Here is a 22,272-nt window from a genome sequence, read left to right on the forward strand (position 1 = left end):
CGGCGGTCAGCCCGTCCGGCGGATCAGGGCCAGGTACATGGCGTCGGTGCCGTGCAGATGCGGCCACAGCTGTACGTCGGGGCCGTCGCCGAGGGCCGGGACGCCGGGCAGCAGCGGGCGGGCGTCGATGAGTTCGGCGGAGCCGCCGTCGTAGTGCTTGAGGACGTCGTCGACGACCGCGCGGGTCTCCGCGAGGTGCGGCGAACAGGTCGCGTATCCGACGACGCCGCCGACCCGCACCGAGTCGAGGGCGGTACGCAGCAGCCCGCGCTGGAGCGGGGCGAAGCCGACGAGGTCCTCGGGGCGGCGCCGCCAGCGGGCCTCGGGGCGACGGCGCAGAGCGCCCAGACCCGTGCAGGGAACGTCCATGAGCACCCGGTCGAAGGTGCCGGGACGCCACGGCGGACGCGTGCCGTCCGCCGTGATCACCTGGTAGGGGCCGGGGTTCCCGGCGAGCGCCTTGGCGACCAGTCCCGCGCGGTGGGGCTGCTTCTCGGAGGCGAGCAGCGTGGCGCCGCGCCGGGCGGCGAGGCCCGCCAGCATCGCGGCCTTGCCACCGGGTCCGGCACAGCCGTCCAGCCAGACCCGGTCGGGCCCTTCGAGCGGCGCGTTCGCGAGGGCGATGGCGACGAGCTGGCTGCCCTCGTCCTGGACGCCCGCGCGCCCCTCCCGGACGGCGTCGATCGCGCCCGGTTCGCCGCCCTCGGAGAGCCGCACGGCGTACGGCGACCAGCGGCCCGGCAGTGCCGAGTCCTCGTCGAGCGCGCCGAGGATCTCGTCGGCGGTGGAGCGTCCGGGCCGGGCGACGAGCGTCACCTCGGGCCGTTCGTTGTCGGCCTCCAGCAGGTCCTCGATGCCGGCCCGGCCGCCGCCGAGGGAGTCCCACAGCGCGGAGACGACCCAGCGGGGGTGCGAGTGCACGACGGCGAGGTGGTCCTCGGGGTCCTCGTCGTAGGGCGGCGCGACCTGCTCCACCCAGGCGTCCAGGTCCTGCCGCGACACCTTCCGCAGAACGGCGTTGACGAACTTCGCCCGCCCGTCACCGAGCACCACCCGGGCCAGCTCCACGGACGCGGAGACGGCTGCGTGGGTCGGGATGCGCGTGCCGAGCAGCTGGTGGACGCCGAGGCTGAGCACGTCGAGGACGGGCGGGTCGACCTCGCGCAGCGGCCGGTCGACACAGGCGCGGATGACGGCGTCGTACGTCCCCTGCCGGCGCAGCGTGCCGTAGACCAGCTCCGTGGCGAGCGCGGCGTCCCGGCCGTCGAAGTCGCCCTTCTCCCGCGCCTTGCGCAGCAGCGGCGGCAGGACGAGGTTCGCGTACGCGTCCCGCTCGTCCACGGCCCGCAGCGCCTCGAAGGCGAGCATGCGGACCGGGTCCTTCTGGGGGCGACGATAGGGCTTGCCGGGCTTGTTCGGCCGACGGGACTGCTCACTCACGAAAAAGGTGCTCCGGATCCAGGAAAAGGTGCGTTGTTCAGCCTACGCCGCGCGGCGCGGACCGGCCGTGGGGCGGACCGGCCGTGGGGCGGACGTCAGACCCCGAGCCGCTCACCGGAGGGGATCCGTACCCCGCGGGCCCAGTCGGCCGCGCGCATCGGCTTCTTGCCCTGGGCCTGCACCCAGAGCAGCTCGACGGCGTACGAGCCGGTGCCCACGTACACGTTGTTCTTGGCGACGGACAGCTCGCCCGGGGCGAGGTCCGTGCGGTCGGGCAGGGTGGCGACCTGGATGAGCTTGAGCCGCTCGTCCCGGAAGACGGTCCAGGCGCCGGGGGCCGGGGTGCAGCCGCGCACCACGCGGTCGACCCGCAGCGCCGGGGCGGCCCAGTCGACGTGGGCGTTCTCGACGGAGATCTTCGGCGCGGTGCTGACACCGTCGGCGGGCTGCGGTACGGCCTTGAGGGTGCCGTCCTCGATGCCGTCCATCGTGGCGGCGAGCAGTCCCGAACCGGCGAACGCGAGCCGCGTCAGCAGGTCGCCACTGGTGTCGGTGTGCCGGATCTCCTCGGTGACCGTGCCGTAGACGGGGCCCGAGTCGAGGCCCTCCTCGATCAGGAAGGTGGAGGCGCCGGTGATCTCGTCGCCGGCCATGATCGAGTGCTGTACGGGGGCGGCGCCGCGCCAGGCGGGCAGCAGGGAGAAGTGCAGGTTGACCCAGCCGTGCACGGGGATGTCGAGGGCGACGCGGGGCAGCAGCGCGCCGTAGGCGACGACGGGACAGCAGTCGGGGCCGATCTCCCGCAGCCGGGCCAGGAACTCCTCGTCGCGGGGCTTCGCGGGCTTGAGCACCTCGATCCCGGCCTCCTGTGCCCGTACGGCGACCGGGCTCGCGACGAGCCGCCGCCCTCGGCCGGCCGGCGCGTCCGGCCGGGTCACGACGGCGGCCACCTCGTGCCGCCCGGAGGCGATCAGGGCGTCCAGGGCGGGAACGGCGACCTCGGGGGTACCTGCGAAGACGAGCTTCATGGGTGGCGGTTGGCCTCTCGGGCGGGAGTTCTTCCATGCCCGCGCGCGAGCCGGGAGGGGCGCAGCGCGGGGCAGCGCACCAGTCTATGCCGCCTGCGGCGCCGGGGCTCGGGGGTTCGCCCGCCCCTGTCCGGCGGGCCCGGGCGGGTGACGCGTCCGAGATCAGGACCGGGGGGCGCGTCACTCTCACGACAGGGGGCGTACGTCCTGTGGCGCGCCCCGTGCATATGCCCTCACGCCCCCGCAGCGTGACCACTCACCCGTCCACGCGTTGGTCAAGGAAGAGTTGACCACAGCGGGCTGCACGAGCGGCCCGATCCTTTTAAACGCCGGTTCGAGAGGCTTGTTCATGGCCGACCACGCAACCCACGACGCCCAGGCTCGGGCCAGCCTGCATTTGCTGGTGCGGGACATCGAGCGGGTCCGCCGGCAGGTGGACGCACTGCGCACGCTCACCGCTCAGTTGGGCAACGTCTACCGCCCGCGCCGCTCCGGCCCCTCCACGGGCTTCGTCGTCTACGGGCGTGCCCCCGCCCCGACCGTCCGTCTCGCGCAGGAGCTGCGGGACAGTGTCGAGACCCTGGTCACGGCTGCCGTGGACTTCGACCGCTCACTCGGATTCTCGTGGGACGCGGTGGGATCGGCTCTCGGGGTCACCAAGCAGGCGGTGCACCGCCGTTACGGCGCCCGCCGCGCCGCCGCCCAGGCGGCCGCCGAGGCGGAGCGCGCCACGGAGACGGCGAGCACCCGCACGGTCTCCGTCGGCGCCGGACTCCCCGCGGTGCCCACGGTCCCCGCAGCCCGCTCCATGCCCACCCAGCCCACCGCGGGCAGCCCCTTCCGCGACGAGGTCAGGCCCACGGCCTTCCCGGGTCCGCGCAACGGCTGACCCCCCTCCCCCATCGGAGACCGAGAACTGCCTCCCGGCCAGGGCCCCGGGAGGCAGTCGTGCGTCTGCCCCGACCGGAGAACGGCCACCTGTCCCCCTCCCCTTCGGACGGGAGGAAGGCACCTCGCCGGTCGAGTCAGCCAATGTCGAGGGGATCGATCCGGATCCGTACGGGCTCTGTCCCGCCACGGGCCATGCGTGCCGCCTGTGCGTGCTTCAGGGCCGCCGCCAGCGCGGCGCCACTGCCCGGTGGCACCCGGACCAGCACGCGCTCCGCCGGCTCCCCGGTGGGCGGGCCGCTGGGCCGACGTCCGCGTGCCGCCTCGGCGGCCGGCACCGGAACGGGTCCCAACACCTCGGCGTCGCCCGGCAGTTGGGCTCCGGCGAGGAACCCGGCGAGCGCCTCCGGCGTGCCGGACACCGCCGCCATCCGGGAGACCGGCGGGAACCCCAGCTCGGCCCGCTCGGCGAGTTCACGCACCGCGTGGCCGACGGGATCCCACCGCACGAGCGCCTGCACGGGCCGCAGGGTCGGTTCGGCCACCACGACGACCGTGCCGCCCTCGCCCTGCGGACGGACCAGCGCCGCCGCGCCGATCCAGCGGCGCAGCGCGTCCTCCCCGGCCCGCAGGTCGGGCCGGCCGAGCATGGCCCAGCCGTCGAGCAGCAGGGCCGCCGCGTAGCCGCCCTCGGCGACGGGTTCCGCGCCCGGCGTGCTCACCACCAGGGCGGGGGTCCCGGAGACCGTGTCCAGCACCTGCTCCCGGCCGGACGTGCGCACGGGCACGGCCGGGAACGCGCGTCCCAGTTCCTCGGCGGTCCGGCGCGCGCCGACGATCTGGGCCCGCAGCCGGAAGCCTCCGCACTCCTCGCAGTGCCAGGCGATCTCGTCGCGGCCGCACCACGCGCACCGCAGGGCCTGCGCGTCCTGCGCCTCCAGCGGACCCGCGCAGTGCCGGCACCGCGCGGGCGCCCTGCACTGGGCGCACGCCATCCGCGGCACGTAACCCCGACGGGGCACCTGGACCAGCACGGGCCCTTGCCGCAGCCCCTCCCGCACGATCTGCCAGGCGATCGTGGGCAGCCGCGCGGCGCGGGCCGCCTCGTCGCGCGCGAGATCGCCGTCCCCGACGGTCCGCACCAGGGGCGCGGCGGCGCGCACCTGCTCCCGGTCGGCGGCCAGCGGCAGGGCCCAGCCGCTCTCGACCAGCTGCGCGGCCTCCACGGTGCAGGTCCAGCCGCCCAGCAGGAAGCCGCACTTGTCCCGCGACGCGCGCAGCTCCAGCACCTCGCGGACATGCGGGAAGGGGGCGTTGTCGTCACTGTGTCCCGCGTCGCCGTCGTCCCACACGACGACGAGCCCGAGGTTCCGCACCGGCGCGAACATCGCGGCGCGGGTGCCGACGGCCGCCCGCACCGCGCCGCGTCGTACGGCCAGCCACTCGCGGTAGCGCCTTTCCGGTCCCGCGTCGGCGGTCAGCACGGCGTGCTGCCCCTCCCCCAGCAGGGCTCGGAGCGCCGCGTCCACGCGGGAGGTGGGGCGCCCGGCCGGCACGACGACGAGAGCGCCCCGCCCGGAGGCGAGCGTCGCCTGTACGGCCCGGGCGATCTCCTCGGCCCACTCCGGTCCTGGCAGCGCGGTCCACACGGCGCGCGGGGCGCCGCCGGAGGCGAGCGAGGTGAGGAGGTCGGCCCCCCGCCCGTACCGCCGCCAGGTCCCGGGGTCGGGGGCCGCGGGCGGCGGTGGAGGCGGCGGCGATTCGCGGGCCTCGGCCCGGGCGTGCCGTGGCGGAACGGCCAGTTGCAGAACGTCGGCGAGCGATCCCGCGTACCGGTCGGCGACGGCGCGGGCGAGTCCCAGCAGTTCGGGCCCGAGGACGGGCTCGGGCGAGACGACCTGGGCGAGGGCGGCGAGCGGCCCCGCGTAGTCCGACTCGGCGACCCGTTCGACGAGGTAGCCGTCGATCAGACCGCCGCCCTCGCGCCGGCCGTCCCGGACATTGCGTCCGCCGGCACCGAACCGCACCCGCACCCGCACGCCCGGCCGAGCGGCCTCGTCGAGGTCCTCGGGCACGGCGTAGTCGAAGTAGCGGTCGAGGTGCAGGACCCCTTTGTCGACGAGGACGCGCGCGACGGGAAGCTCCTTCGCCACCGCTGCCCCGCGCCAGGTCCGCGGCTTGGCCTTCGGCGCCTTCGGCGTCCTCGACCGGCGGACCGTCTCCCGGATCAGCGCAAGCTGCTCGGGCGGCCCGCCGTCCGCGCCGCCCGTGCCGTCCGCGGCGGCGCCGTCGGGGCCGTCACCCTCGGGTCGACCGTTACTGCTGCTCACAGCAGTATTCCTACCAGACCGCACCGACACCGCCGTGGGCCCGAGATCGGGCCGGCCGCGGAGCGCCGACGCCACGACGACGCCTCTTGCCGTGCGCCGCTCGGTCGTACCGGTCCAGGACCGGCGGCGCGATGCGCACCCGCGAGTGAGCATCACCCCGAAGTACCCGTGGCCATCGCACCGGGCACGGCGGGCGGGGCCGCGTCCGCGCAGCCGTGAGGCCCGGCACCCTGGGGTGCCGGGCCTCACGGATCAGGCGGAGAAGGCGGGGGCTACAGGCCCGCGGCCTTGCGGAGCGCGTCCACCCGGTCCGTCCGCTCCCACGTGAAGTCGGGCAGCTCACGGCCGAAGTGGCCGTAGGCGGCGGTCTGGGAGTAGATCGGGCGGAGCAGGTCGAGGTCACGGATGATGGCCGCCGGGCGGAGGTCGAAGACCTCGGAGATGGCGGTCTCGATCTTCTCGGCGTCGACCTTGGCGGTGCCGAAGGTCTCGACGAACAGACCGACCGGCTCGGCCTTGCCGATGGCGTACGCGACCTGCACCTCGCAGCGGGAGGCGAGACCCGCGGCGACGACGTTCTTCGCGACCCAGCGCATCGCGTACGCGGCGGAGCGGTCGACCTTGGACGGGTCCTTGCCCGAGAAGGCGCCGCCGCCGTGACGGGCCATGCCGCCGTACGTGTCGATGATGATCTTGCGGCCGGTGAGGCCGGCGTCGCCCATCGGGCCACCGATCTCGAAGCGGCCGGTCGGGTTCACCAGCAGGCGGTAACCCTCGGTCTCCAGCTTGATGCCGTCGTCCAGGAGGGCCTTCAGCTCCGGCTCCACCACGAACTCGCGGATGTCGGGGGCGAGGAGGGACTCCAGGTCGATGTCCGACGCGTGCTGCGAGGAGACGACGACGGTGTCCAGGCGGACCGCCTTGTCGCCGTCGTACTCGATGGTGACCTGGGTCTTGCCGTCGGGACGCAGGTACGGGATGGTCCCGTTCTTGCGGACCTCGGACAGCCGGCGAGAGAGCTTGTGCGCGAGGTGGATCGGGAGCGGCATCAGGTTCGGGGTCTCATCCGTCGCGTACCCGAACATCAGGCCCTGGTCGCCGGCACCCTGCTTGTCCAGCTCGTCGCCCTCGTCGCCCTGGGAGGCGCCCCCGACCCGCGACTCGTACGCCGTGTCGACACCCTGCGCGATGTCCGGGGACTGGGAACCGATCGACACCGACACGCCACAGGACGCCCCGTCGAAGCCCTTCTTCGACGAGTCGTAGCCGATCTCGAGGATCTTGTCGCGGACCAGCTGCGCGATCGGCGCGTAGGCCTTGGTCGTGACCTCGCCGGCCACGTGCACCAGGCCGGTCGTGATGAGCGTCTCCACGGCGACCCGGGACGTCGGGTCCTCTCGCAGAAGCGCGTCGAGAATGGTGTCGCTGATCTGGTCAGCGATCTTGTCGGGGTGACCCTCGGTCACGGACTCCGAGGTGAACAGGCGACGGGACACAACGCTCCCTGTGGTTGCAGCGGCTGCTGGCTGATCATGGGTGGACGGGCCGGGGGCTGCGCCCGGCGTCGTCCGAGAACAGTTTATCGGTCGCGCTCATCCGCAGGACCCCTGTCTCGCCTCTCGGGAAGCCTGTGACCTGCGGCACGGGCATTCTGCGCCATCGCCATGGGGGTCCGCCAGGGTCGCCACGCCCGATTTCATGGGCTTCGGGGCATCCGGAGGGGTGGATGAGACATTCACCCCAGTCGGCGTGTCACGAGGTCCCAGACCGTGTCGGCCAGCGCTTCCTTCGGCCCGTGGGCCACCGGCGTCTCGCTTCCGTCGGCCCCGAGCACCACGGCCTCGTTCTCCTCGGAGCCGAACGTCCGGCTCTCGCCGACCTCGTTCACCACCAGCAGATCGCAGCCCTTGCGTGCAAGCTTGGTCCGTCCGTTGGCCAGGACGTCGTCCGTCTCGGCCGCGAAGCCGACGACCACCTGGCCGGGCCGCGCCCGTTCGGCGGAGATCTCCGCGAGGATGTCCGGATTGCGGACGAGCACGATCGGCTCCGGCTCCCGGCCGTCCTTCTTCTTGATCTTTCCGGCCGCGTACGTCTGGGGGCGGAAGTCCGCCACCGCGGCCGCCATCACCACGGCGTCGGCCTCCGGGGCCGCCTTCAGCACGGCTTCCCGCAGCTGTACGGCGGTCCCGACCTGGATCACGTCGACGCCGGCCGGGTCCGGGAGGCCGGTGTTCGCGGCGATCAGGGTGACGCGGGCGCCCCGCGCGGCGGCGGTGCGGGCCAGCGCGTACCCCTGCTTGCCCGAGGAGCGGTTGCCGAGGAACCGGACGGGGTCGAGGGGCTCCCGGGTGCCGCCGGCGCTGACGAGGACGTGCCGTCCGGCGAGATCCGGCTCGGTGACACCCCGGGCGAGGACGCGGCGGCAGACCTCGAAGATCTCCCCCGGGTCGGGCAGCCGCCCCTTGCCGGTGTCGACGCCGGTCAGGCGGCCGACGGCGGGCTCGATGACGACGGCGCCGCGGCGCCGCAGGGTTGCCACGTTCTCCTGGGTGGCCGGGTGCTCCCACATCTCGGTGTGCATGGCGGGCGCGAAGACGACCGGGCAGCGGGCGGTGAGCAGGGTGTTGGTGAGCAGGTCGTCGGCGAGCCCGTGGGCCGCCTTGGCCAGCATGTCCGCCGTCGCGGGGGCCACCACCACCAGGTCGGCGTGCTGCCCGATGCGTACGTGCGGGACCTCGTGGACGTCCGACCAGACCTCCGTGGAGACGGGGTGGCCGGAGAGCGCGGACCAGGTGGCGGCGCCGACGAAGTGCAGGGCGGACGCGGTGGGTACGACCCGTACGTCGTGGCCCGACTCGGTCAGTCGTCGCAGCAGCTCACAGGCCTTGTACGCGGCGATTCCACCGCTGACCCCCAGGACGACCCTCGGCTTGTCCACCGTCTCTCCCCGCACTAGGAAACGTACGACTCCATGACACACCACAGGCCCGGCGGTCGCGCCGCCGGGCCTGGGATGAGGATGTGGAACGACTACTGGGCGGGGCCCTCGACGGCCTCGGACGTCAGCAGTCCCGCGTTGATCTCGCGCAGGGCGATCGACAGCGGCTTCTCGTGGACGTGGGTGTCGACGAGCGGACCGACGTACTCGAGGAGGCCCTCGCCGAGCTGCGAGTAGTACGCGTTGATCTGGCGGGCACGCTTGGCCGCGTAGATCACCAGGCTGTACTTCGAGTCGGTGGCCTCGAGAAGCTCGTCGATCGGAGGGTTGATGATGCCCTCGGGAGCGGTGATGGAAGAGGACACGCTCTGCCTTCCGAAAGGTGGAAAAAGACCTGAAAGATCAAACAACTTCCACCAAGGCTAGCAGCTCACGCGCCACGTCCTCGACGGAGGTGTTGACCAGGGTGCCGTCGAACTCCGGCTCGGCCGCCAGTTCGATCTTCGCGGCCGCGAGGCGCCGCTCGATCACCTCGGGGGATTCGGTGCCGCGGCCGGTGAGCCTGCGGACCAGCTCCTCCCAGGAGGGCGGGGCCAGGAAGACGAGCAGCGCCTCCGGCATCGACCCGCGGACCTGGCGCGCACCCTGGAGGTCGATCTCCAGGAGGACGGGCACGCCCGACTCCAGGTGCTCCAGGACGGCGGCACGGGGGGTTCCGTAGCGGTTGCCCGCGAACTCGGCCCACTCCAGCAGCTCGCCGTTGGCGATCAGCTTGTCCATCTCCTCGTCGGAGACGAAGAAGTAGTGCACCCCGTGCTTCTCGCCGGGGCGGGGCTTGCGGGTCGTCGCCGACACCGAGAGCCAGACCTCGGGGTGTTCCTTGCGCATATGAGCGACGACCGTGCTCTTGCCGACCCCTGAGGGGCCGGAGAGCACGGTCAGCCGCGGACGTTCACTCATGCAGCGATTATTCCAGCAATCCCGGGGTGCCCAGGACTCAGGCGCCGGAACCGCCGAACTCACGCTCCAAAGAGGCGATCTGATTCGAGCCGAGACCGCGTACGCGGCGGCTCTCGGAGATCCCGAGTCGCTCCATGATCTGCTTGGCGCGGACCTTGCCCACGCCCGGCAGGGACTCCAGAAGGGCCGAGACCTTCATCTTGCCGACGACGTCGTTCTCCTGGCCCTGCTTGATGACCTCGTGGAGAGAGGCACCGGAGTGCTTGAGTCGATTCTTGACCTCGGCCCGCTCCCGGCGAGCCGCGGCGGCCTTTTCGAGCGCGGCTGCGCGCTGTTCAGGGGTAAGGGGCGGAAGAGCCACGCCTACGTCACCTCGGATGTCGAACTGTCGGATACGGACCGGTGAGAGACCTGTTCGCCCCACACCTGGGGAGGTACGAGCAACACGCTTGCCCGTTCTCTCGACGGAGACTAGCGGGCAAGTGCGCCAGAGTCAGCGAGAACAGCGGAAAAGTCCTGGTCAGCCTCCCTGGGGCCCGACATTTCCGACATAATGCCCCGGATTTGAGAATGTATTCAGACGCGGGGCGCCGGGAAGACGGTCGCCAGGGGTGTTCCGGAGCGGCGCGAAGGGCTCAGGCGGCGGTCACGGCGGCCCTGATCTCCTCCGCGAAGCGGTCCGCCGAGGAGCGCAGCGCGACCACGTCGGGACCGAACCGCAGGACGCCCCGGCTCACGTTCGGGACGACGTTGCGCACCGCGGGGCCGAAGACGCCCGCCAGATCGGCCGGCGTCGCCCCCTGGGCGCCGATGCCGGGCGCGAGGAGCGGACCGTTGATGTCGAGGTCGTACGAGGACAGATCGCCCAGCGTGGCGCCGACGACCGCGCCGAAGGAGCCGAGCGGTGTCTCGCCGGCGTTCTCGACGGCCAGGTGCGCCAGCATCGTCGCCCCGACGTTCCGGCCGTCCTCGCGCAGGGCGTGCTGGACCTCGCCGCCCTCCGGGTTGGAGGTGAGCGCGAGGACGAAGAGTCCGGCCCCGCTCTCGCGCGCCAGCTCGACCGCGGGCAGCAGCGAGCCGTAGCCGAGGAAGGGCGACACCGTCAGCGCGTCCGAGAAGAGCGGCGCGTCCTTGCGGAGGAAGGTCTCGGCGTACGCGGCCATGGTCGAGCCGATGTCGCCGCGCTTGGCGTCCATCACGACCAGCGCCCCGGCGGCGCGGGCCTCCTCGACCGACTTCTCCAGGACGGCGATCCCACGGGAGCCGAACCGCTCGAAGAAGGCGCTCTGCGGCTTCAGGACGGCGACCCGGTCGGCGAGCGCCTCGACGACCGTGCGGCTGAAGCGTTCCAGCCCGGCGATGTCGTCGGCCAGGCCCCAGTCGGCGAGCAGCGAGGCGTGCGGGTCGATGCCCACGCACAGCGGGCCCCGCTCGTCCATGGCGCGGCGCAGGCGGGCGCCGAAGGGTTCCAGGCTCATGCGGACGTCCTCACGTCGGCGCCGACCGCGTCGGCGAGGGTGGCGTACGGGCTCGTCCGCAGACGGGCGGCGAGCCCCTTGTGGATGGCGCGGCCCCAGAAGGGCCCTTCGTAGACGAAGGCGCTGTAGCCCTGGACCAGCGTGGCGCCGGCCAGGATGCGCTGCCAGGCGTCCTCGGCGTTCTCGATGCCGCCGACGCCCACCAGGGTGACGCGGTCGCCCACGCGCGCGTAGAGGCGGCGCAGCACCTCCAGCGAGCGGGCCTTGAGCGGTGCGCCCGAGAGTCCGCCGGACTCCCCGGCGAGCGCGGGGTCGGAGAGCAGGCCGAGGCTCTCGCGCGCGATGGTGGTGTTCGTCGCGATGATCCCGTCGAGGCCGAGTTCCACGGCGAGGTCGGCGACCGCGTCGACGTCCTCGTCGGCGAGGTCGGGCGCGATCTTGACGAGGAGCGGGACGCGCCGGCCGGTGACCGAGCGGTCGGCGGCCTCGCGGACCGCGCTCAGCAGCGGGCGGAGCACCTCGGTGGCCTGGAGGTTGCGCAGGCCGGGAGTGTTCGGGGAGGAGACGTTCACCACGAGGTAGTCGGCGTGCCGGGCGAGGCGCTCGGTCGATGTCACGTAGTCGCCGACGGCCTCCGCCTCGGGGACCACCTTGGTCTTGCCGATGTTGACGCCGACGACGGTCCTGAAGACGGGCGTGCGGGCCGCCAGGCGCTCGGAGACGGCCGCGGAGCCCTCGTTGTTGAAGCCCATGCGGTTGATCAGCGCGCGGTCCGGTACGAGGCGGAACAGCCGCTTCCTGGGGTTGCCGGGCTGGGGCTCCCCGGTGACCGTGCCGATCTCGATGTGGTCGAAGCCGAGCATCGCCATGCCGTCGATGGCCACGGCGTTCTTGTCGAACCCGGCGGCGAGTCCGAAGGGGCCGTGCATGCGCAGCCCGAACGCCTCGGTGCGCAGTTCCGCGTGGCGGGGCGCGAGCGCGGCGGCGACGAAGGTGCGCAGGACGGGGACGCGGACGGTGAGCCGGATCCAGCGGAAGGCGAGGTGGTGGGCCCGCTCGGGGTCCATCCGCTTGAAGACGAGGTTGAAGAAGAGCTTGTACATGATCGTGTCCTCGGAAGAGCCCGGTGAGGGCCTCGGCGGGATAGGGGCCTCATGAAGAGGGGGACACCGTCCGGTGTCCCCCTCTGGGCTGCTAGTCGCGCGCGGCGGTCAGATGCTCCGCGTGTTCCTGGAGTGAGCGGACGCCCACGTCTCCGTGGTTGAGCGCGTCGATGCCCTGGACGGCGGCGGCGAGCGCCTGCACCGTCGTGAGGCACGGGACCGCCCGGGCCACGGCCGCGGTCCGGATCTCGTAGCCGTCGAGGCGGCCGCCGGTGCCGTACGGCGTGTTGACGATGAGGTCGACCTCGCCGTCGTGGATGAGCTGGACGATGGTCTTCTCGCCGTTCGGACCGGTGCCCTCGCTCTGCTTGCGCACGACGGTGGCGTTGATGCCGTTGCGCTTGAGCACCTCGGCCGTGCCGGAGGTGGCCATCAGCTCGAAGCCGTGGGCGACGAGTTCACGCGCCGGGAAGATCATCGAGCGCTTGTCGCGGTTGGCGACCGAGATGAAGGCGCGGCCCTTGGTCGGCAGCGGGCCGTAGGCGCCCGCCTGCGACTTGGCGTACGCCGTGCCGAACACCGAGTCGATGCCCATGACTTCACCGGTGGAGCGCATCTCCGGACCGAGCACCGTGTCGACGCCGCGGCCGTGGATGTCGCGGAAGCGCGACCACGGCATGACGGCCTCCTTGACGGAGATCGGCGCGTCGAGCGGCAGGGTGCCGCCGTCGCCGTCGGCCGGGAGCAGCCCCTCGGCACGCAGTTCGGCGACGGTCGCGCCGAGCGAGATGCGGGCGGCGGCCTTCGCGAGCGGCACCGCGGTCGCCTTCGAGGTGAAGGGGACGGTGCGCGAGGCGCGCGGGTTGGCCTCCAGGACGTAGAGGATGTCGCCGGCCATGGCGAACTGGATGTTGATCAGGCCGCGGACGCCGACGCCCTTGGCGATGGCCTCCGTCGAGGCGCGCAGCCGCTTGATGTCGAACCCGCCGAGGGTGATCGGCGGGAGCGCGCACGCCGAGTCGCCGGAGTGGATGCCGGCCTCCTCGATGTGCTCCATGACGCCGCCGAGGTAGAGCTCCTCGCCGTCGTACAGCGCGTCGACGTCGATCTCGATCGCGTCGTCGAGGAACCGGTCGACGAGGACCGGCCGGGAGGGGCTGATCTCGGTCGACTCGGCGATGTACGAGGAGAGGCGCGTCTCGTCGTACACGATCTCCATGCCGCGGCCGCCGAGGACGTACGAGGGGCGGACGAGGACGGGGTAGCCGATCTCGTCGGCGATCGCCTTGGCCTGGGTGAAGGTGGTGGCGGTGCCGTGCTTGGGGGCGGGCAGGCCCGCCTCCGCGAGGACCCGGCCGAAGGCGCCGCGGTCCTCGGCGGCGTGGATCGCCTCGGGCGAGGTGCCCACGACCGGCACGCCGTTGTCCTTGAGTGCCTGCGCCAGACCGAGCGGGGTCTGGCCGCCGAGCTGCACGATCACACCGGCGACGGGTCCCGCCAGCGTCTCGGCGTGCACGATCTCCAGCACGTCCTCGAGCGTCAGCGGCTCGAAGTACAGGCGGTCGGAGGTGTCGTAGTCCGTGGAGACGGTCTCGGGGTTGCAGTTGACCATCACGGTCTCGTAGCCCGCGTCGCTGAGCGCGAAGGAGGCGTGGACGCAGGAGTAGTCGAACTCGATGCCCTGGCCGATGCGGTTGGGCCCGGAGCCCAGGATGATCACGGCGGGCTTCTCGCGCGGCGCGACCTCGCTCTCCTCGTCGTAGGAGGAGTAGAAGTACGGCGTCTTCGCGGCGAACTCGGCGGCGCAGGTGTCGACCGTCTTGAAGACCGGGCGCACACCGAGCGCGTGCCGCACCTCGCGTACGACGTCCTCGCGCAGGCCGCGGATCTCGGCGATCTGCGTGTCGGAGAAGCCGTGCCGCTTGGCCTCGGCGAGCAGCTCGGGGTCGAGCTTGTCAGCGGCGGCCAGCTCGTCCGCGATCTCCTTGATCAGGAACAGCTGGTCGACGAACCAGGGGTCGATCTTCGTGGACTCGAAGACCTCCTCGGGTGTGGCGCCCGCGCGGATGGCCTGCATGACGCAGTTGATGCGGCCGTCGGTGGGCCGGACGGCCTCGTCGAGCAGCTCGGCCTTGTCGCCGGGCTCGCCGACGAAGGTGAACTGGCTGCCCTTCTTCTCCAGCGAGCGCAGCGCCTTCTGCAGCGCCTCGGTGAAGTTGCGGCCGATCGCCATGGCCTCGCCGACCGACTTCATGGTGGTCGTGAGGGTGGAGTCGGCGGACGGGAACTTCTCGAAGGCGAAGCGCGGGGCCTTCACGACGACGTAGTCGAGGGTCGGCTCGAAGGACGCCGGGGTCTTCTCGGTGATGTCGTTCGGGATCTCGTCGAGCGTGTAGCCCACGGCCAGCTTGGCGGCGATCTTGGCGATCGGGAAGCCGGTGGCCTTGGAGGCGAGCGCCGAGGAGCGCGAGACGCGCGGGTTCATCTCGATGACGATGATGCGGCCGTCCTCGGGGTTGACCGCGAACTGGATGTTGCAGCCGCCGGTGTCGACGCCGACCTCGCGGATGATCGCGATGCCGATGTCGCGCAGTCGCTGGTACTCGCGGTCGGTGAGCGTCATCGCCGGGGCGACGGTGATCGAGTCACCGGTGTGGACGCCCATGGGGTCGAAGTTCTCGATGGAGCAGACGACCACGACGTTGTCGTTCTTGTCGCGCATCAGCTCCAGCTCGTACTCCTTCCAGCCGAGGATGGACTCCTCCAGGAGCACCTCGGTGGTCGGGGAGAGCGTCAGGCCCTGGCCGGCGATGCGGCGCAGCTCCTCCTCGTCGTGGGCGAAGCCGGAACCCGCGCCGCCCATGGTGAAAGAGGGGCGGACGACGACGGGGTAGCCGCCGAGCGTGTCCACGCCCGCGATCACGTCGTCCATGGTGTGGCAGATCACGGACCGGGCGGACTCGCCGTGGCCGATCTTCTCGCGGACGGCCTCGACGACCCCCTTGAAGAGTTCGCGGTCCTCGCCCTTGTTGATGGCCTCGACGTTGGCGCCGATCAGCTCGACGCCGTACTTCTCCAGCACACCCTGCTCGTGCATGGAGATCGCGGTGTTGAGGGCCGTCTGGCCGCCGAGGGTCGGCAGCAGGACGTCCGGGCGCTCCTTGGCGATGATCTTCTCGACGAACTCGGGGGTGATCGGCTCGACGTAGGTGGCGTCGGCGATCTCCGGGTCGGTCATGATCGTCGCCGGGTTGGAGTTGACGAGGATGACCCGCAGGCCCTCGGCCCGCAGGATGCGGCACGCCTGGGTGCCGGAGTAGTCGAACTCGGCGGCCTGGCCGATGACGATCGGGCCGGAGCCGATGACCAGGACGGACTGGATATCGGTGCGCTTAGGCACGCTGGCCCTCCATCGGAGCTGTGTTCATCAAAGACGTGAAGCGGTCGAACAGGTAGGCGGCGTCGTGCGGTCCTGCCGCCGCTTCGGGGTGGTACTGGACGCTGAAGGCCGGCTGGTCGAGCAGTTGGAGGCCCTCCACCACGTTGTCGTTGAGGCAGACGTGGGAGACCTCGGCGCGGCCGTAGGGCGTCTCGGAGATCTTGTCGAGCGGGGCGTCGACGGCGAAGCCGTGGTTGTGCGCGGTGACCTCGACCTTGCCGGTCGTACGGTCCTGCACCGGCTGGTTGATGCCGCGGTGGCCGTACTTCAGCTTGTACGTGCCGAAGCCGAGGGCCCGGCCGAGGATCTGGTTGCCGAAGCAGATGCCGAAGAGCGGGGTCCTGCGGGCGAGGACCTCGCGCATCAGGGCGACGGGACCGTCGGCGGTCGCCGGGTCGCCGGGACCGTTGGAGAAGAACACGCCGTCGGGGTTCACGGCGTAGACGTCCTCGGCGGTGGCCGTCGCGGGCAGCACGTGCACCTCGATGCCGCGCTCGGCCATCCGGTGCGGGGTCATGCCCTTGATGCCCAGGTCGACGGCGGCGACGGTGAACTTCTTCTCGCCGATCGCGGGGACGACGTACGTCTCCTTGGTGGCGACCTCGGCGGCGAGGTTCGCCCCCTTCATCTCGGGCGCCTGGCGGACCTCGGCGAGCATGGTGCCCTCGTCGGGCAGCGCGTTGCCGGAGAAGATGCCGACCCGCATGGCGCCGCGCTCGCGGAGGTGGCGGGTGAGGGCGCGGGTGTCGATGCCGCTGATGCCGACGACGCCCTGCGTGCGCAGTTCCTCGTCGAGGGAGCGGCGGGAGCGCCAGTTGGAGGGCGCGCGGGCGGGGTCGCGGACGACGTATCCGGCGACCCAGATCCGCTTCGACTCGGGGTCCTCGTCGTTGACGCCGGTGTTGCCGACGTGCGGGGCGGTCATCACGACGACCTGGCGGTGGTACGACGGGTCGGTGAGGGTCTCCTGGTAGCCGGTCATGCCGGTGGAGAACACCGCTTCGCCGAAGGTCTCCCCCACGGCCCCGTAGGCGCGGCCGTGGAAGACCCGGCCGTCCTCCAGGACGAGTACGGCGGGAAGCGCCTTTTTCCTCTGCGAGGCGTTCCCCTGGGTGGAGGTCGTCATCGTGCGCCTTCCGTTTCCGTCGTGTTGATCATGTTGTTCAGGGTCTCGACCCAGGTCGGGTGCTCGTCCGCGCGGTCCGAGCGGAAACCGGAGTCGAGCAGCCGGTCGCCGTGCTGCCAGGTGACGACGAGCAGACCGCCCTCGGTGAGGACCTTGCCCGCGATGCCCTTGTCGAGCCGGGCCTCCCGGAGCTGCGAGGCCGGGACGAAGAAGTCGCTCGCACCGGGGCGTACGACGTCGAGTCCCGCGTCCGTCAGCGTGAGCTCGGCCCGGCTGCGGGTGCCGAGGCCGTGCGCCACGATCCGGTCGAGCCACTGCCCGGCGGTGGTGGAGCCGTGGTAGCGGCCGCTCATGCTCAGTCTCACCGGGCCGGTGCCTTCCGGCGCGGTGGGGAGCTCGGGCAGGTCGCCCTGGAGGGTGCCGCGCCACTTCCAGCCCTCGCGCATCAGCCAGTAGACGAGCGCGATGAAGAGGACGATGCCGACGAGCCAGCCGATGCGGGCGGCCCAGTCGGTCACTTCCGCCGACTTCTGTTCGGCGGCCAGGGGGAGGAGAGGTGTCACGCGAGCTTCCCGTCGACGAGGGTGGCCTTGCCCCGCAGCCAGGTGTGGGTGACCCTGCCCGGCAGCTCACGGCCCTCGTAGGGGGTGTTGCGGCTGCGCGAGGCGAAGCCCGCGGGGTCCACGTCCCCACGGTATGCGGTGTCGACCAGGGTGAGGTTGGCGGGTTCACCCTCCGAGACGGGGCGTCCGTGGCCGGTAGCCCCGCCGATCAGCGCGGGCTTGGTGGACATGCGGTCGGCGACGCCGGCCCAGTCGAGCAGGCCGGTCTCGACCATCGTCTGCTGGACGACGGACAGCGCGGTCTCCAGGCCGACCATGCCCATGGCCGCGGCGGCCCACTCGCAGTCCTTGTCCTCGTGCGGGTGCGGCGCGTGGTCGGTGGCGACGATGTCGATCGTGCCGTCGGCGAGCGCCTCGCGCAGCGCCATGACGTCCCGCTCGGTGCGCAGCGGCGGGTTGACCTTGTAGACCGGGTTGTAGCTGCGCACCAGCTCGTCGGTGAGCAGGAGGTGGTGCGGGGTGACCTCGGCGGTGACGTCGATGCCGCGGGACTTGGCCCAGCGGATGATCTCGACGGAGCCGGCGGTCGACAGGTGGCAGATGTGGACGCGGGAGCCGACGTGCTCGGCGAGCAGCACGTCGCGGGCGATGATCGACTCCTCGGCCACCGCCGGCCAGCCGCCGAGACCCAGCTCTGCGGAGACGATGCCCTCGTTCATCTGGGCGCCCTCGGTGAGGCGCGGCTCCTGGGCGTGCTGGGCCACGACGCCGCCGAAGGCCTTCACGTACTCCAGGGCGCGGCGCATGATCACCGCGTCGTCGACGCACTTGCCGTCGTCGGAGAAGACCGTGACGCCGGCGGCGGACTCGTGCATGGCGCCCAGCTCGGCGAGCTTCTTGCCCTCCAGGCCGACGGTGACGGCGCCGATCGGCTGCACGTCGCAGTAGCCGTGCTGCTGGCCGAGCCGGTAGACCTGCTCGACGACGCCGGCGGTGTCGGCGACGGGGAAGGTGTTGGCCATGGCGAACACGGCCGTGAAGCCGCCGCTCGCCGCGGCGCGCGTGCCGGTCAGCACGGTCTCGGAGTCCTCGCGGCCGGGCTCGCGCAGGTGGGTGTGCAGGTCGACCAGGCCCGGCAGGAGGACCTTGCCGTCGGCCTCGACGATCTCGGCGCCCTCCGCCGGCAGTCCGGTGCCGACCGCGGCGATCGTGTCGCCGTCGATGAGGACGTCCTGCGGCTCGCCGCCGAGCACCTTCGCACCACGGATAAGGATCTTGCTCATGGTTCTTACTTCTCCTCGGTACGGGTGTGGGTGACGGCGGGCTCGTTGCCGCCCAGCAGCAGGTAGAGCACGGCCATGCGGATGGAGACGCCGTTGGCGACCTGCTCGACGACGGTGCAGCGGTCGGAGTCGGCGACCTCCGCGGTGATCTCCATGCCGCGGACCATCGGGCCGGGGTGCATCACGATGGCGTGCTCGGGCATCTTCGCCATGCGCTCGCCGTCGAGGCCGTAGCGCCGCGAGTACTCGCGCTCGGTCGGGAAGAACGCCGCGTTCATGCGCTCGCGCTGGACGCGGAGCATCATCACCGCGTCGGACTTGGAGAGCGTGCTGTCGAGGTCGTAGGAGATCTCGCAGGGCCAGGACTCGACGCCGACCGGCACCAGCGTGGGCGGTGCGACGAGGGTGACCTCGGCGCCGAGGGTGTGCAGCAGGTCGACGTTCGAGCGGGCGACCCGGCTGTGCAGGACGTCGCCGACGATCGTGATGCGCCTGCCGGCCAGGTCCTGGCCGATCCCGGCGTCCCGGCCGACCAGCCGGCGGCGCATGGTGAAGGCGTCGAGCAGGGCCTGCGTGGGGTGCTGGTGGGTGCCGTCGCCCGCGTTGATCACGGCGGCGTCGATCCACCCGGAGGTGGCGAGCCGGTACGGGGCTCCGGAGGCGCCGTGCCGGATGACGACGGCGTCGACCCCCATGGCCTCCAGGGTCTGGGCGGTGTCCTTGAGGGACTCGCCCTTGGAGACGCTCGACCCCTTGGCGGTGAAGTTGATGACGTCGGCGGAGAGGCGCTTCTCGGCGGCCTCGAAGGAGATCCGGGTCCGTGTCGAGTCCTCGAAGAAGAGGTTGACGACGGTGCGGCCGCGCAGGGTCGGCAGTTTCTTGATCGGCCGGTCGGCGACCCGGGCCATCTCCTCGGCGGTGTCGAGGATCAGGACGGCGTCGTCGCGGGTGAGGTCGGCGGCCGAGATGAGATGACGCTGCATCTGTCAGGCTCCGTAGGGAAGTTCAGGGAGGATTCGGGCATGCGGGCGCGCGGGAGCGCACTCGGCGGCGTGGGCCGGAGTGCTACTGCTGCTCGTCCGGGGCGGTCCGCTTGGCACCGAGCAGCACGGTGTCGCGACCGTCCTCCTCGGCGAGCTGGACCTTGACCGTCTCCCGCAACGACGTGGGGAGGTTCTTGCCGACGTAGTCGGCGCGGATGGGCAGTTCGCGGTGGCCCCGGTCGACCAGGACCGCGAGCTGCACGGCGCGCGGGCGGCCGATGTCGTTCAGCGCGTCGAGCGCGGCGCGGATGGTGCGGCCGGAGAAGAGCACGTCGTCGACGAGGACGACGAGGCGGCCGTCGATGCCGTCACCGGGGATCTCGGTGCGGGCCAGCGCACGCGGCGGATGCATGCGCAGGTCGTCGCGGTACATCGTGATGTCGAGGGAGCCGACAGGGATCTTGCGGTCGGTGATCTCTTCGAGCTTGTCGGCCAGCCGACGGGCGAGGAAGACGCCCCGGGTCGGGATGCCGAGGAGCACGACGTCGTCGGCGCCCTTGGCGCGCTCGACGATCTCGTGGGCGATGCGGGTCAGCACCCGCGCGATGTCGGGTGCCTCCAGAACGGGCCGCGCATCGGCTTCGTACTGCTGCTTGTCCTGCTCTGAGTCCATAGGAAACGGACCTCCTTCTCCGCCTCACGGGACGGATCATTAAAGGACGTCGGAATTGCGCCATCCACGGTACCAGCCCGGCAACGCGCCTGATCACCCCCCTTTGAGCCACCCCCGCGTGGAACCCGTGCGGGGACCGGGTCCGACCCCTTCCGCTTGACGGGGGAGAGTAACGCTGCGTAACCTCACAGTGAGTCACCAGAGTCACCAGCCGCGCGGCGGAGCCGCACGTTGATACAGCGTCCGGGGAGCTATATGTCCAGCGAATACGCCAAACAGCTCGGGGCCAAGCTCCGCGCCATCCGCACCCAGCAGGGCCTTTCCCTCCACGGCGTCGAGGAGAAGTCCCAGGGACGCTGGAAGGCGGTCGTGGTCGGTTCGTACGAGCGCGGCGACCGCGCCGTGACCGTCCAGCGCCTTGCCGAACTGGCCGATTTCTACGGGGTCCCGGTGCAGGAGCTGCTGCCCGGCACCACGCCCGGCGGTGCCGCCGAGCCGCCGCCGAAGCTGGTCCTCGACCTGGAGCGGCTGGCCCACGTGCCGGCCGAGAAGGCGGGCCCCCTCCAGCGCTACGCGGCGACGATCCAGTCGCAGCGCGGTGACTACAACGGCAAGGTGCTGTCGATCCGCCAGGACGACCTGCGCACCCTCGCCGTCATCTACGACCAGTCCCCCTCGGTCCTGACCGAGCAGCTGATCAGCTGGGGCGTCCTGGACGCCGACGCGCGTCGCGCGGTCGCCCACGACGAGGGCTGATCCCGCCCCACAGCTCAGCAGAAACGTGCCGCCGGGGTGGCCGGAACCTGATGGTTCCGGCCACCCCGGCGGCTTTCTGCGCTCTCATGGGCCTCAGAGACACCAGAGGCCCCAGAGGCCCCACGAGAGGGCGGGAGCGCGCTTGAGGCGCCGGGACCCCGGCAGGAACGCCGGAGGGCCCGCAGCGGTCGGCTGCGGGCCCTCCGGCGATGCCTACGTCCCCTGCGGGCCGTACGCGTCCGTCGTCTAGTCCTCGTCGCGGCGCAGCGACGGCTTCAGATCCTTGAAACGGCCGAGCAGGCCGTTCACGAACGAGGGCGACTCGTCCGTGGAGAACTCCTTGGCCAGCTGCACCGACTCGTCGAGCACCACGGCGTCGGGGGTCTCGTCGACCCAGATCAGCTCGTAGGCGCCAAGACGCAGGATGTTGCGGTCGACGACCGGCATCCGGTCCAGCGTCCAGCCGACGGCGTACTGCGCGATGAGGTCGTCGATCCGGCGCACCTTGGTGGCGTACCCCTCGACCAGCTGCATCGTGTACTCGCTGACCGGCGGCTGCCGGGTGTCGGACCGGGAGTGCCGGATCCAGTCCGCGAGGACCGTCAGGACGTCCACGCCGCGCTGGTCGCCCTCGAAGAGGATCTGGAAGGCGCGCTTGCGGGCCGTGTTGCGGGCAGCCACGGTTAGCTGTTCACCCGGCCGAGGTAGTCGCTCGTGCGGGTGTCGACCTTGATCTTCTCACCGGTGGTAATGAAGAGCGGGACCTGGATCTGGTGGCCGGTCTCCAGGGTGGCGGGCTTGGTGCCACCGGTGGAGCGGTCGCCCTGGACGCCCGGCTCGGTCTCCTGGATGACCAGCTCGACGGCGGCCGGCAGCTCGACGAAGAGCACCTCGCCCTCGTGCTGGGCGACGGTGGCGGTGAAGCCCTCGATCAGGAAGTTGGCGGCGTCGCCGACGGACTTGCGGTCGACCATGAGCTGGTCGTACGTGTCCATGTCCATGAAGACGAAGTACTCGCCGTCCATGTACGAGAACTGCATGTCGCGCTTGTCGATCGTGGCCGTCTCGACCTTGACGCCGGCGTTGAACGTCTTGTCGACGACCTTGCCGGAGAGCACGTTCTTCAGCTTGGTGCGCACGAAGGCCGGGCCCTTGCCGGGCTTGACGTGCTGGAACTCGACGACGGACCAGAGCTGGCCTCCGTCGAGCTTGAGCACCAGGCCGTTCTTGAGGTCGTTCGTGGAAGCCACGGTTGCGGAATCTCCTGGACTGACGTGGACGACC

At 71.6% G+C, this 22,272-nt stretch carries 20 protein-coding genes; 2 read left to right on the forward strand and 18 right to left on the reverse strand.

The window, feature by feature from the left end; all coding sequences use genetic code 11:
- Positions 1-6: 6 nt before the first annotated feature.
- Both ABZT74_RS12975 and fmt read right to left on the reverse strand, forming a co-directional pair.
- A complete protein-coding gene (locus tag ABZT74_RS12975) occupies positions 7-1,440 on the reverse strand; it encodes a transcription antitermination factor NusB (RefSeq protein WP_356173116.1) in 1,434 nt (477 codons plus the stop codon).
- A 95-nt stretch (positions 1,441-1,535) separates the two neighbouring features.
- Complete coding sequence (gene fmt / locus ABZT74_RS12980; protein ID WP_356434626.1) at positions 1,536-2,468, reverse strand: methionyl-tRNA formyltransferase; 933 nt, start codon at positions 2,466-2,468, stop codon at positions 1,536-1,538.
- Between the two features lie 349 nt (positions 2,469-2,817).
- On the opposite strand from fmt, the gene ABZT74_RS12985 reads away from it, so the two are divergent.
- A complete protein-coding gene (locus tag ABZT74_RS12985) occupies positions 2,818-3,357 on the forward strand; it encodes a hypothetical protein (protein WP_081224030.1) in 540 nt (179 codons plus the stop codon).
- A gap of 136 nt (positions 3,358-3,493) precedes the next feature.
- Here ABZT74_RS12985 and ABZT74_RS12990 read toward each other — a convergent pair whose 3' ends face one another.
- The 14 genes from ABZT74_RS12990 to pyrR form a co-directional block, all read right to left on the reverse strand.
- The gene (locus ABZT74_RS12990; protein ID WP_356173110.1) at positions 3,494-5,686 is read right to left on the reverse strand and encodes a primosomal protein N'; all 2,193 of its coding nucleotides are present in this window, start codon (positions 5,684-5,686) and stop codon (positions 3,494-3,496) included.
- A 272-nt stretch (positions 5,687-5,958) separates the two neighbouring features.
- On the reverse strand, positions 5,959-7,182 hold the full coding sequence (metK, locus tag ABZT74_RS12995; protein ID WP_355866163.1) for a methionine adenosyltransferase: 1,224 nt from the start codon (positions 7,180-7,182) through the stop codon (positions 5,959-5,961).
- A 239-nt stretch (positions 7,183-7,421) separates the two neighbouring features.
- Complete coding sequence (coaBC, locus tag ABZT74_RS13000) at positions 7,422-8,624, reverse strand: bifunctional phosphopantothenoylcysteine decarboxylase/phosphopantothenate--cysteine ligase CoaBC (protein WP_355866160.1); 1,203 nt, start codon at positions 8,622-8,624, stop codon at positions 7,422-7,424.
- A 92-nt stretch (positions 8,625-8,716) separates the two neighbouring features.
- On the reverse strand, positions 8,717-8,989 hold the full coding sequence (rpoZ, locus tag ABZT74_RS13005; protein WP_003982715.1) for a DNA-directed RNA polymerase subunit omega: 273 nt from the start codon (positions 8,987-8,989) through the stop codon (positions 8,717-8,719).
- Between the two features lie 37 nt (positions 8,990-9,026).
- Positions 9,027-9,584: a guanylate kinase gene (gene gmk / locus ABZT74_RS13010; protein ID WP_355866156.1), complete on the reverse strand. Its 558-nt coding sequence runs from the start codon at positions 9,582-9,584 to the stop codon at positions 9,027-9,029.
- Between the two features lie 37 nt (positions 9,585-9,621).
- Positions 9,622-9,945, reverse strand: a complete 324-nt coding sequence (locus ABZT74_RS13015; RefSeq protein ID WP_081223334.1) for an integration host factor — start codon at positions 9,943-9,945, stop codon at positions 9,622-9,624.
- A gap of 274 nt (positions 9,946-10,219) precedes the next feature.
- Positions 10,220-11,062 (reverse strand): orotidine-5'-phosphate decarboxylase, encoded by an 843-nt coding sequence (gene pyrF, locus ABZT74_RS13020; RefSeq protein ID WP_356173107.1) that lies wholly within the window; start codon positions 11,060-11,062, stop codon positions 10,220-10,222.
- Positions 11,059-12,165, reverse strand: a complete 1,107-nt coding sequence (locus ABZT74_RS13025) for a quinone-dependent dihydroorotate dehydrogenase (protein WP_356173104.1) — start codon at positions 12,163-12,165, stop codon at positions 11,059-11,061. Before ABZT74_RS13025 ends, pyrF begins: the two co-directional genes overlap by 4 nt.
- A 91-nt stretch (positions 12,166-12,256) precedes the next feature.
- On the reverse strand, positions 12,257-15,565 hold the full coding sequence (gene carB, locus ABZT74_RS13030) for a carbamoyl-phosphate synthase large subunit (protein ID WP_356173101.1): 3,309 nt from the start codon (positions 15,563-15,565) through the stop codon (positions 12,257-12,259).
- The gene (carA, locus tag ABZT74_RS13035) at positions 15,558-16,730 is read right to left on the reverse strand and encodes a glutamine-hydrolyzing carbamoyl-phosphate synthase small subunit (protein WP_356434629.1); all 1,173 of its coding nucleotides are present in this window, start codon (positions 16,728-16,730) and stop codon (positions 15,558-15,560) included. The genes carB and carA overlap by 8 nt, the downstream gene beginning before the upstream one ends.
- Positions 16,727-17,293: a hypothetical protein gene (locus ABZT74_RS13040; RefSeq protein WP_356173098.1), complete on the reverse strand. Its 567-nt coding sequence runs from the start codon at positions 17,291-17,293 to the stop codon at positions 16,727-16,729. Before ABZT74_RS13040 ends, carA begins: the two co-directional genes overlap by 4 nt.
- A complete protein-coding gene (locus ABZT74_RS13045) occupies positions 17,290-18,576 on the reverse strand; it encodes a dihydroorotase (RefSeq protein WP_356173095.1) in 1,287 nt (428 codons plus the stop codon). The genes ABZT74_RS13040 and ABZT74_RS13045 overlap by 4 nt, the downstream gene beginning before the upstream one ends.
- A 5-nt stretch (positions 18,577-18,581) precedes the next feature.
- Positions 18,582-19,559, reverse strand: coding sequence for an aspartate carbamoyltransferase catalytic subunit (locus ABZT74_RS13050; protein WP_081223341.1), 978 nt, complete (start codon positions 19,557-19,559; stop codon positions 18,582-18,584).
- An 82-nt stretch (positions 19,560-19,641) separates the two neighbouring features.
- Positions 19,642-20,232 (reverse strand): bifunctional pyr operon transcriptional regulator/uracil phosphoribosyltransferase PyrR, encoded by a 591-nt coding sequence (pyrR, locus tag ABZT74_RS13055; RefSeq protein ID WP_355866138.1) that lies wholly within the window; start codon positions 20,230-20,232, stop codon positions 19,642-19,644.
- 255 nt (positions 20,233-20,487) lie between these two features.
- Between pyrR and bldD the strand changes: the two genes are divergently transcribed.
- The gene (bldD, locus tag ABZT74_RS13060) at positions 20,488-20,988 is read left to right on the forward strand and encodes a transcriptional regulator BldD (protein ID WP_037621142.1); all 501 of its coding nucleotides are present in this window, start codon (positions 20,488-20,490) and stop codon (positions 20,986-20,988) included.
- Between the two features lie 246 nt (positions 20,989-21,234).
- Here bldD and nusB read toward each other — a convergent pair whose 3' ends face one another.
- Both nusB and efp read right to left on the reverse strand, forming a co-directional pair.
- Positions 21,235-21,669, reverse strand: coding sequence for a transcription antitermination factor NusB (nusB, locus tag ABZT74_RS13065; protein ID WP_355866134.1), 435 nt, complete (start codon positions 21,667-21,669; stop codon positions 21,235-21,237).
- A gap of 2 nt (positions 21,670-21,671) precedes the next feature.
- On the reverse strand, positions 21,672-22,238 hold the full coding sequence (gene efp / locus ABZT74_RS13070) for an elongation factor P (RefSeq protein ID WP_010988257.1): 567 nt from the start codon (positions 22,236-22,238) through the stop codon (positions 21,672-21,674).
- Positions 22,239-22,272: the final 34 nt, after the last annotated feature.

This window comes from Streptomyces sp. NPDC005302 (assembly GCF_040607345.1).
In the GTDB taxonomy this organism is placed as follows: domain Bacteria; phylum Actinomycetota; class Actinomycetes; order Streptomycetales; family Streptomycetaceae; genus Streptomyces.

What these genes read in the sequence shown, in the direction of transcription:
- fmt (WP_356434626.1), bottom strand. Translation starts at nt 2,468, where the DNA reads ATGAAGCTCGTCTTCGCAGGTACCCCCGAGGTCGCCGTTCCCGCCCTG.
- ABZT74_RS12985 (WP_081224030.1), top strand. Translation starts at nt 2,818, where the DNA reads ATGGCCGACCACGCAACCCACGACGCCCAGGCTCGGGCCAGCCTGCAT.
- gmk (WP_355866156.1), bottom strand. Translation starts at nt 9,584, where the DNA reads ATGAGTGAACGTCCGCGGCTGACCGTGCTCTCCGGCCCCTCAGGGGTC.
- pyrF (WP_356173107.1), bottom strand. Translation starts at nt 11,062, where the DNA reads ATGAGCCTGGAACCCTTCGGCGCCCGCCTGCGCCGCGCCATGGACGAG.
- ABZT74_RS13025 (WP_356173104.1), bottom strand. Translation starts at nt 12,165, where the DNA reads ATGTACAAGCTCTTCTTCAACCTCGTCTTCAAGCGGATGGACCCCGAG.
- carA (WP_356434629.1), bottom strand. Translation starts at nt 16,730, where the DNA reads ATGACGACCTCCACCCAGGGGAACGCCTCGCAGAGGAAAAAGGCGCTT.
- ABZT74_RS13045 (WP_356173095.1), bottom strand. Translation starts at nt 18,576, where the DNA reads ATGAGCAAGATCCTTATCCGTGGTGCGAAGGTGCTCGGCGGCGAGCCG.
- ABZT74_RS13050 (WP_081223341.1), bottom strand. Translation starts at nt 19,559, where the DNA reads ATGCAGCGTCATCTCATCTCGGCCGCCGACCTCACCCGCGACGACGCC.
- pyrR (WP_355866138.1), bottom strand. Translation starts at nt 20,232, where the DNA reads ATGGACTCAGAGCAGGACAAGCAGCAGTACGAAGCCGATGCGCGGCCC.
- bldD (WP_037621142.1), top strand. Translation starts at nt 20,488, where the DNA reads ATGTCCAGCGAATACGCCAAACAGCTCGGGGCCAAGCTCCGCGCCATC.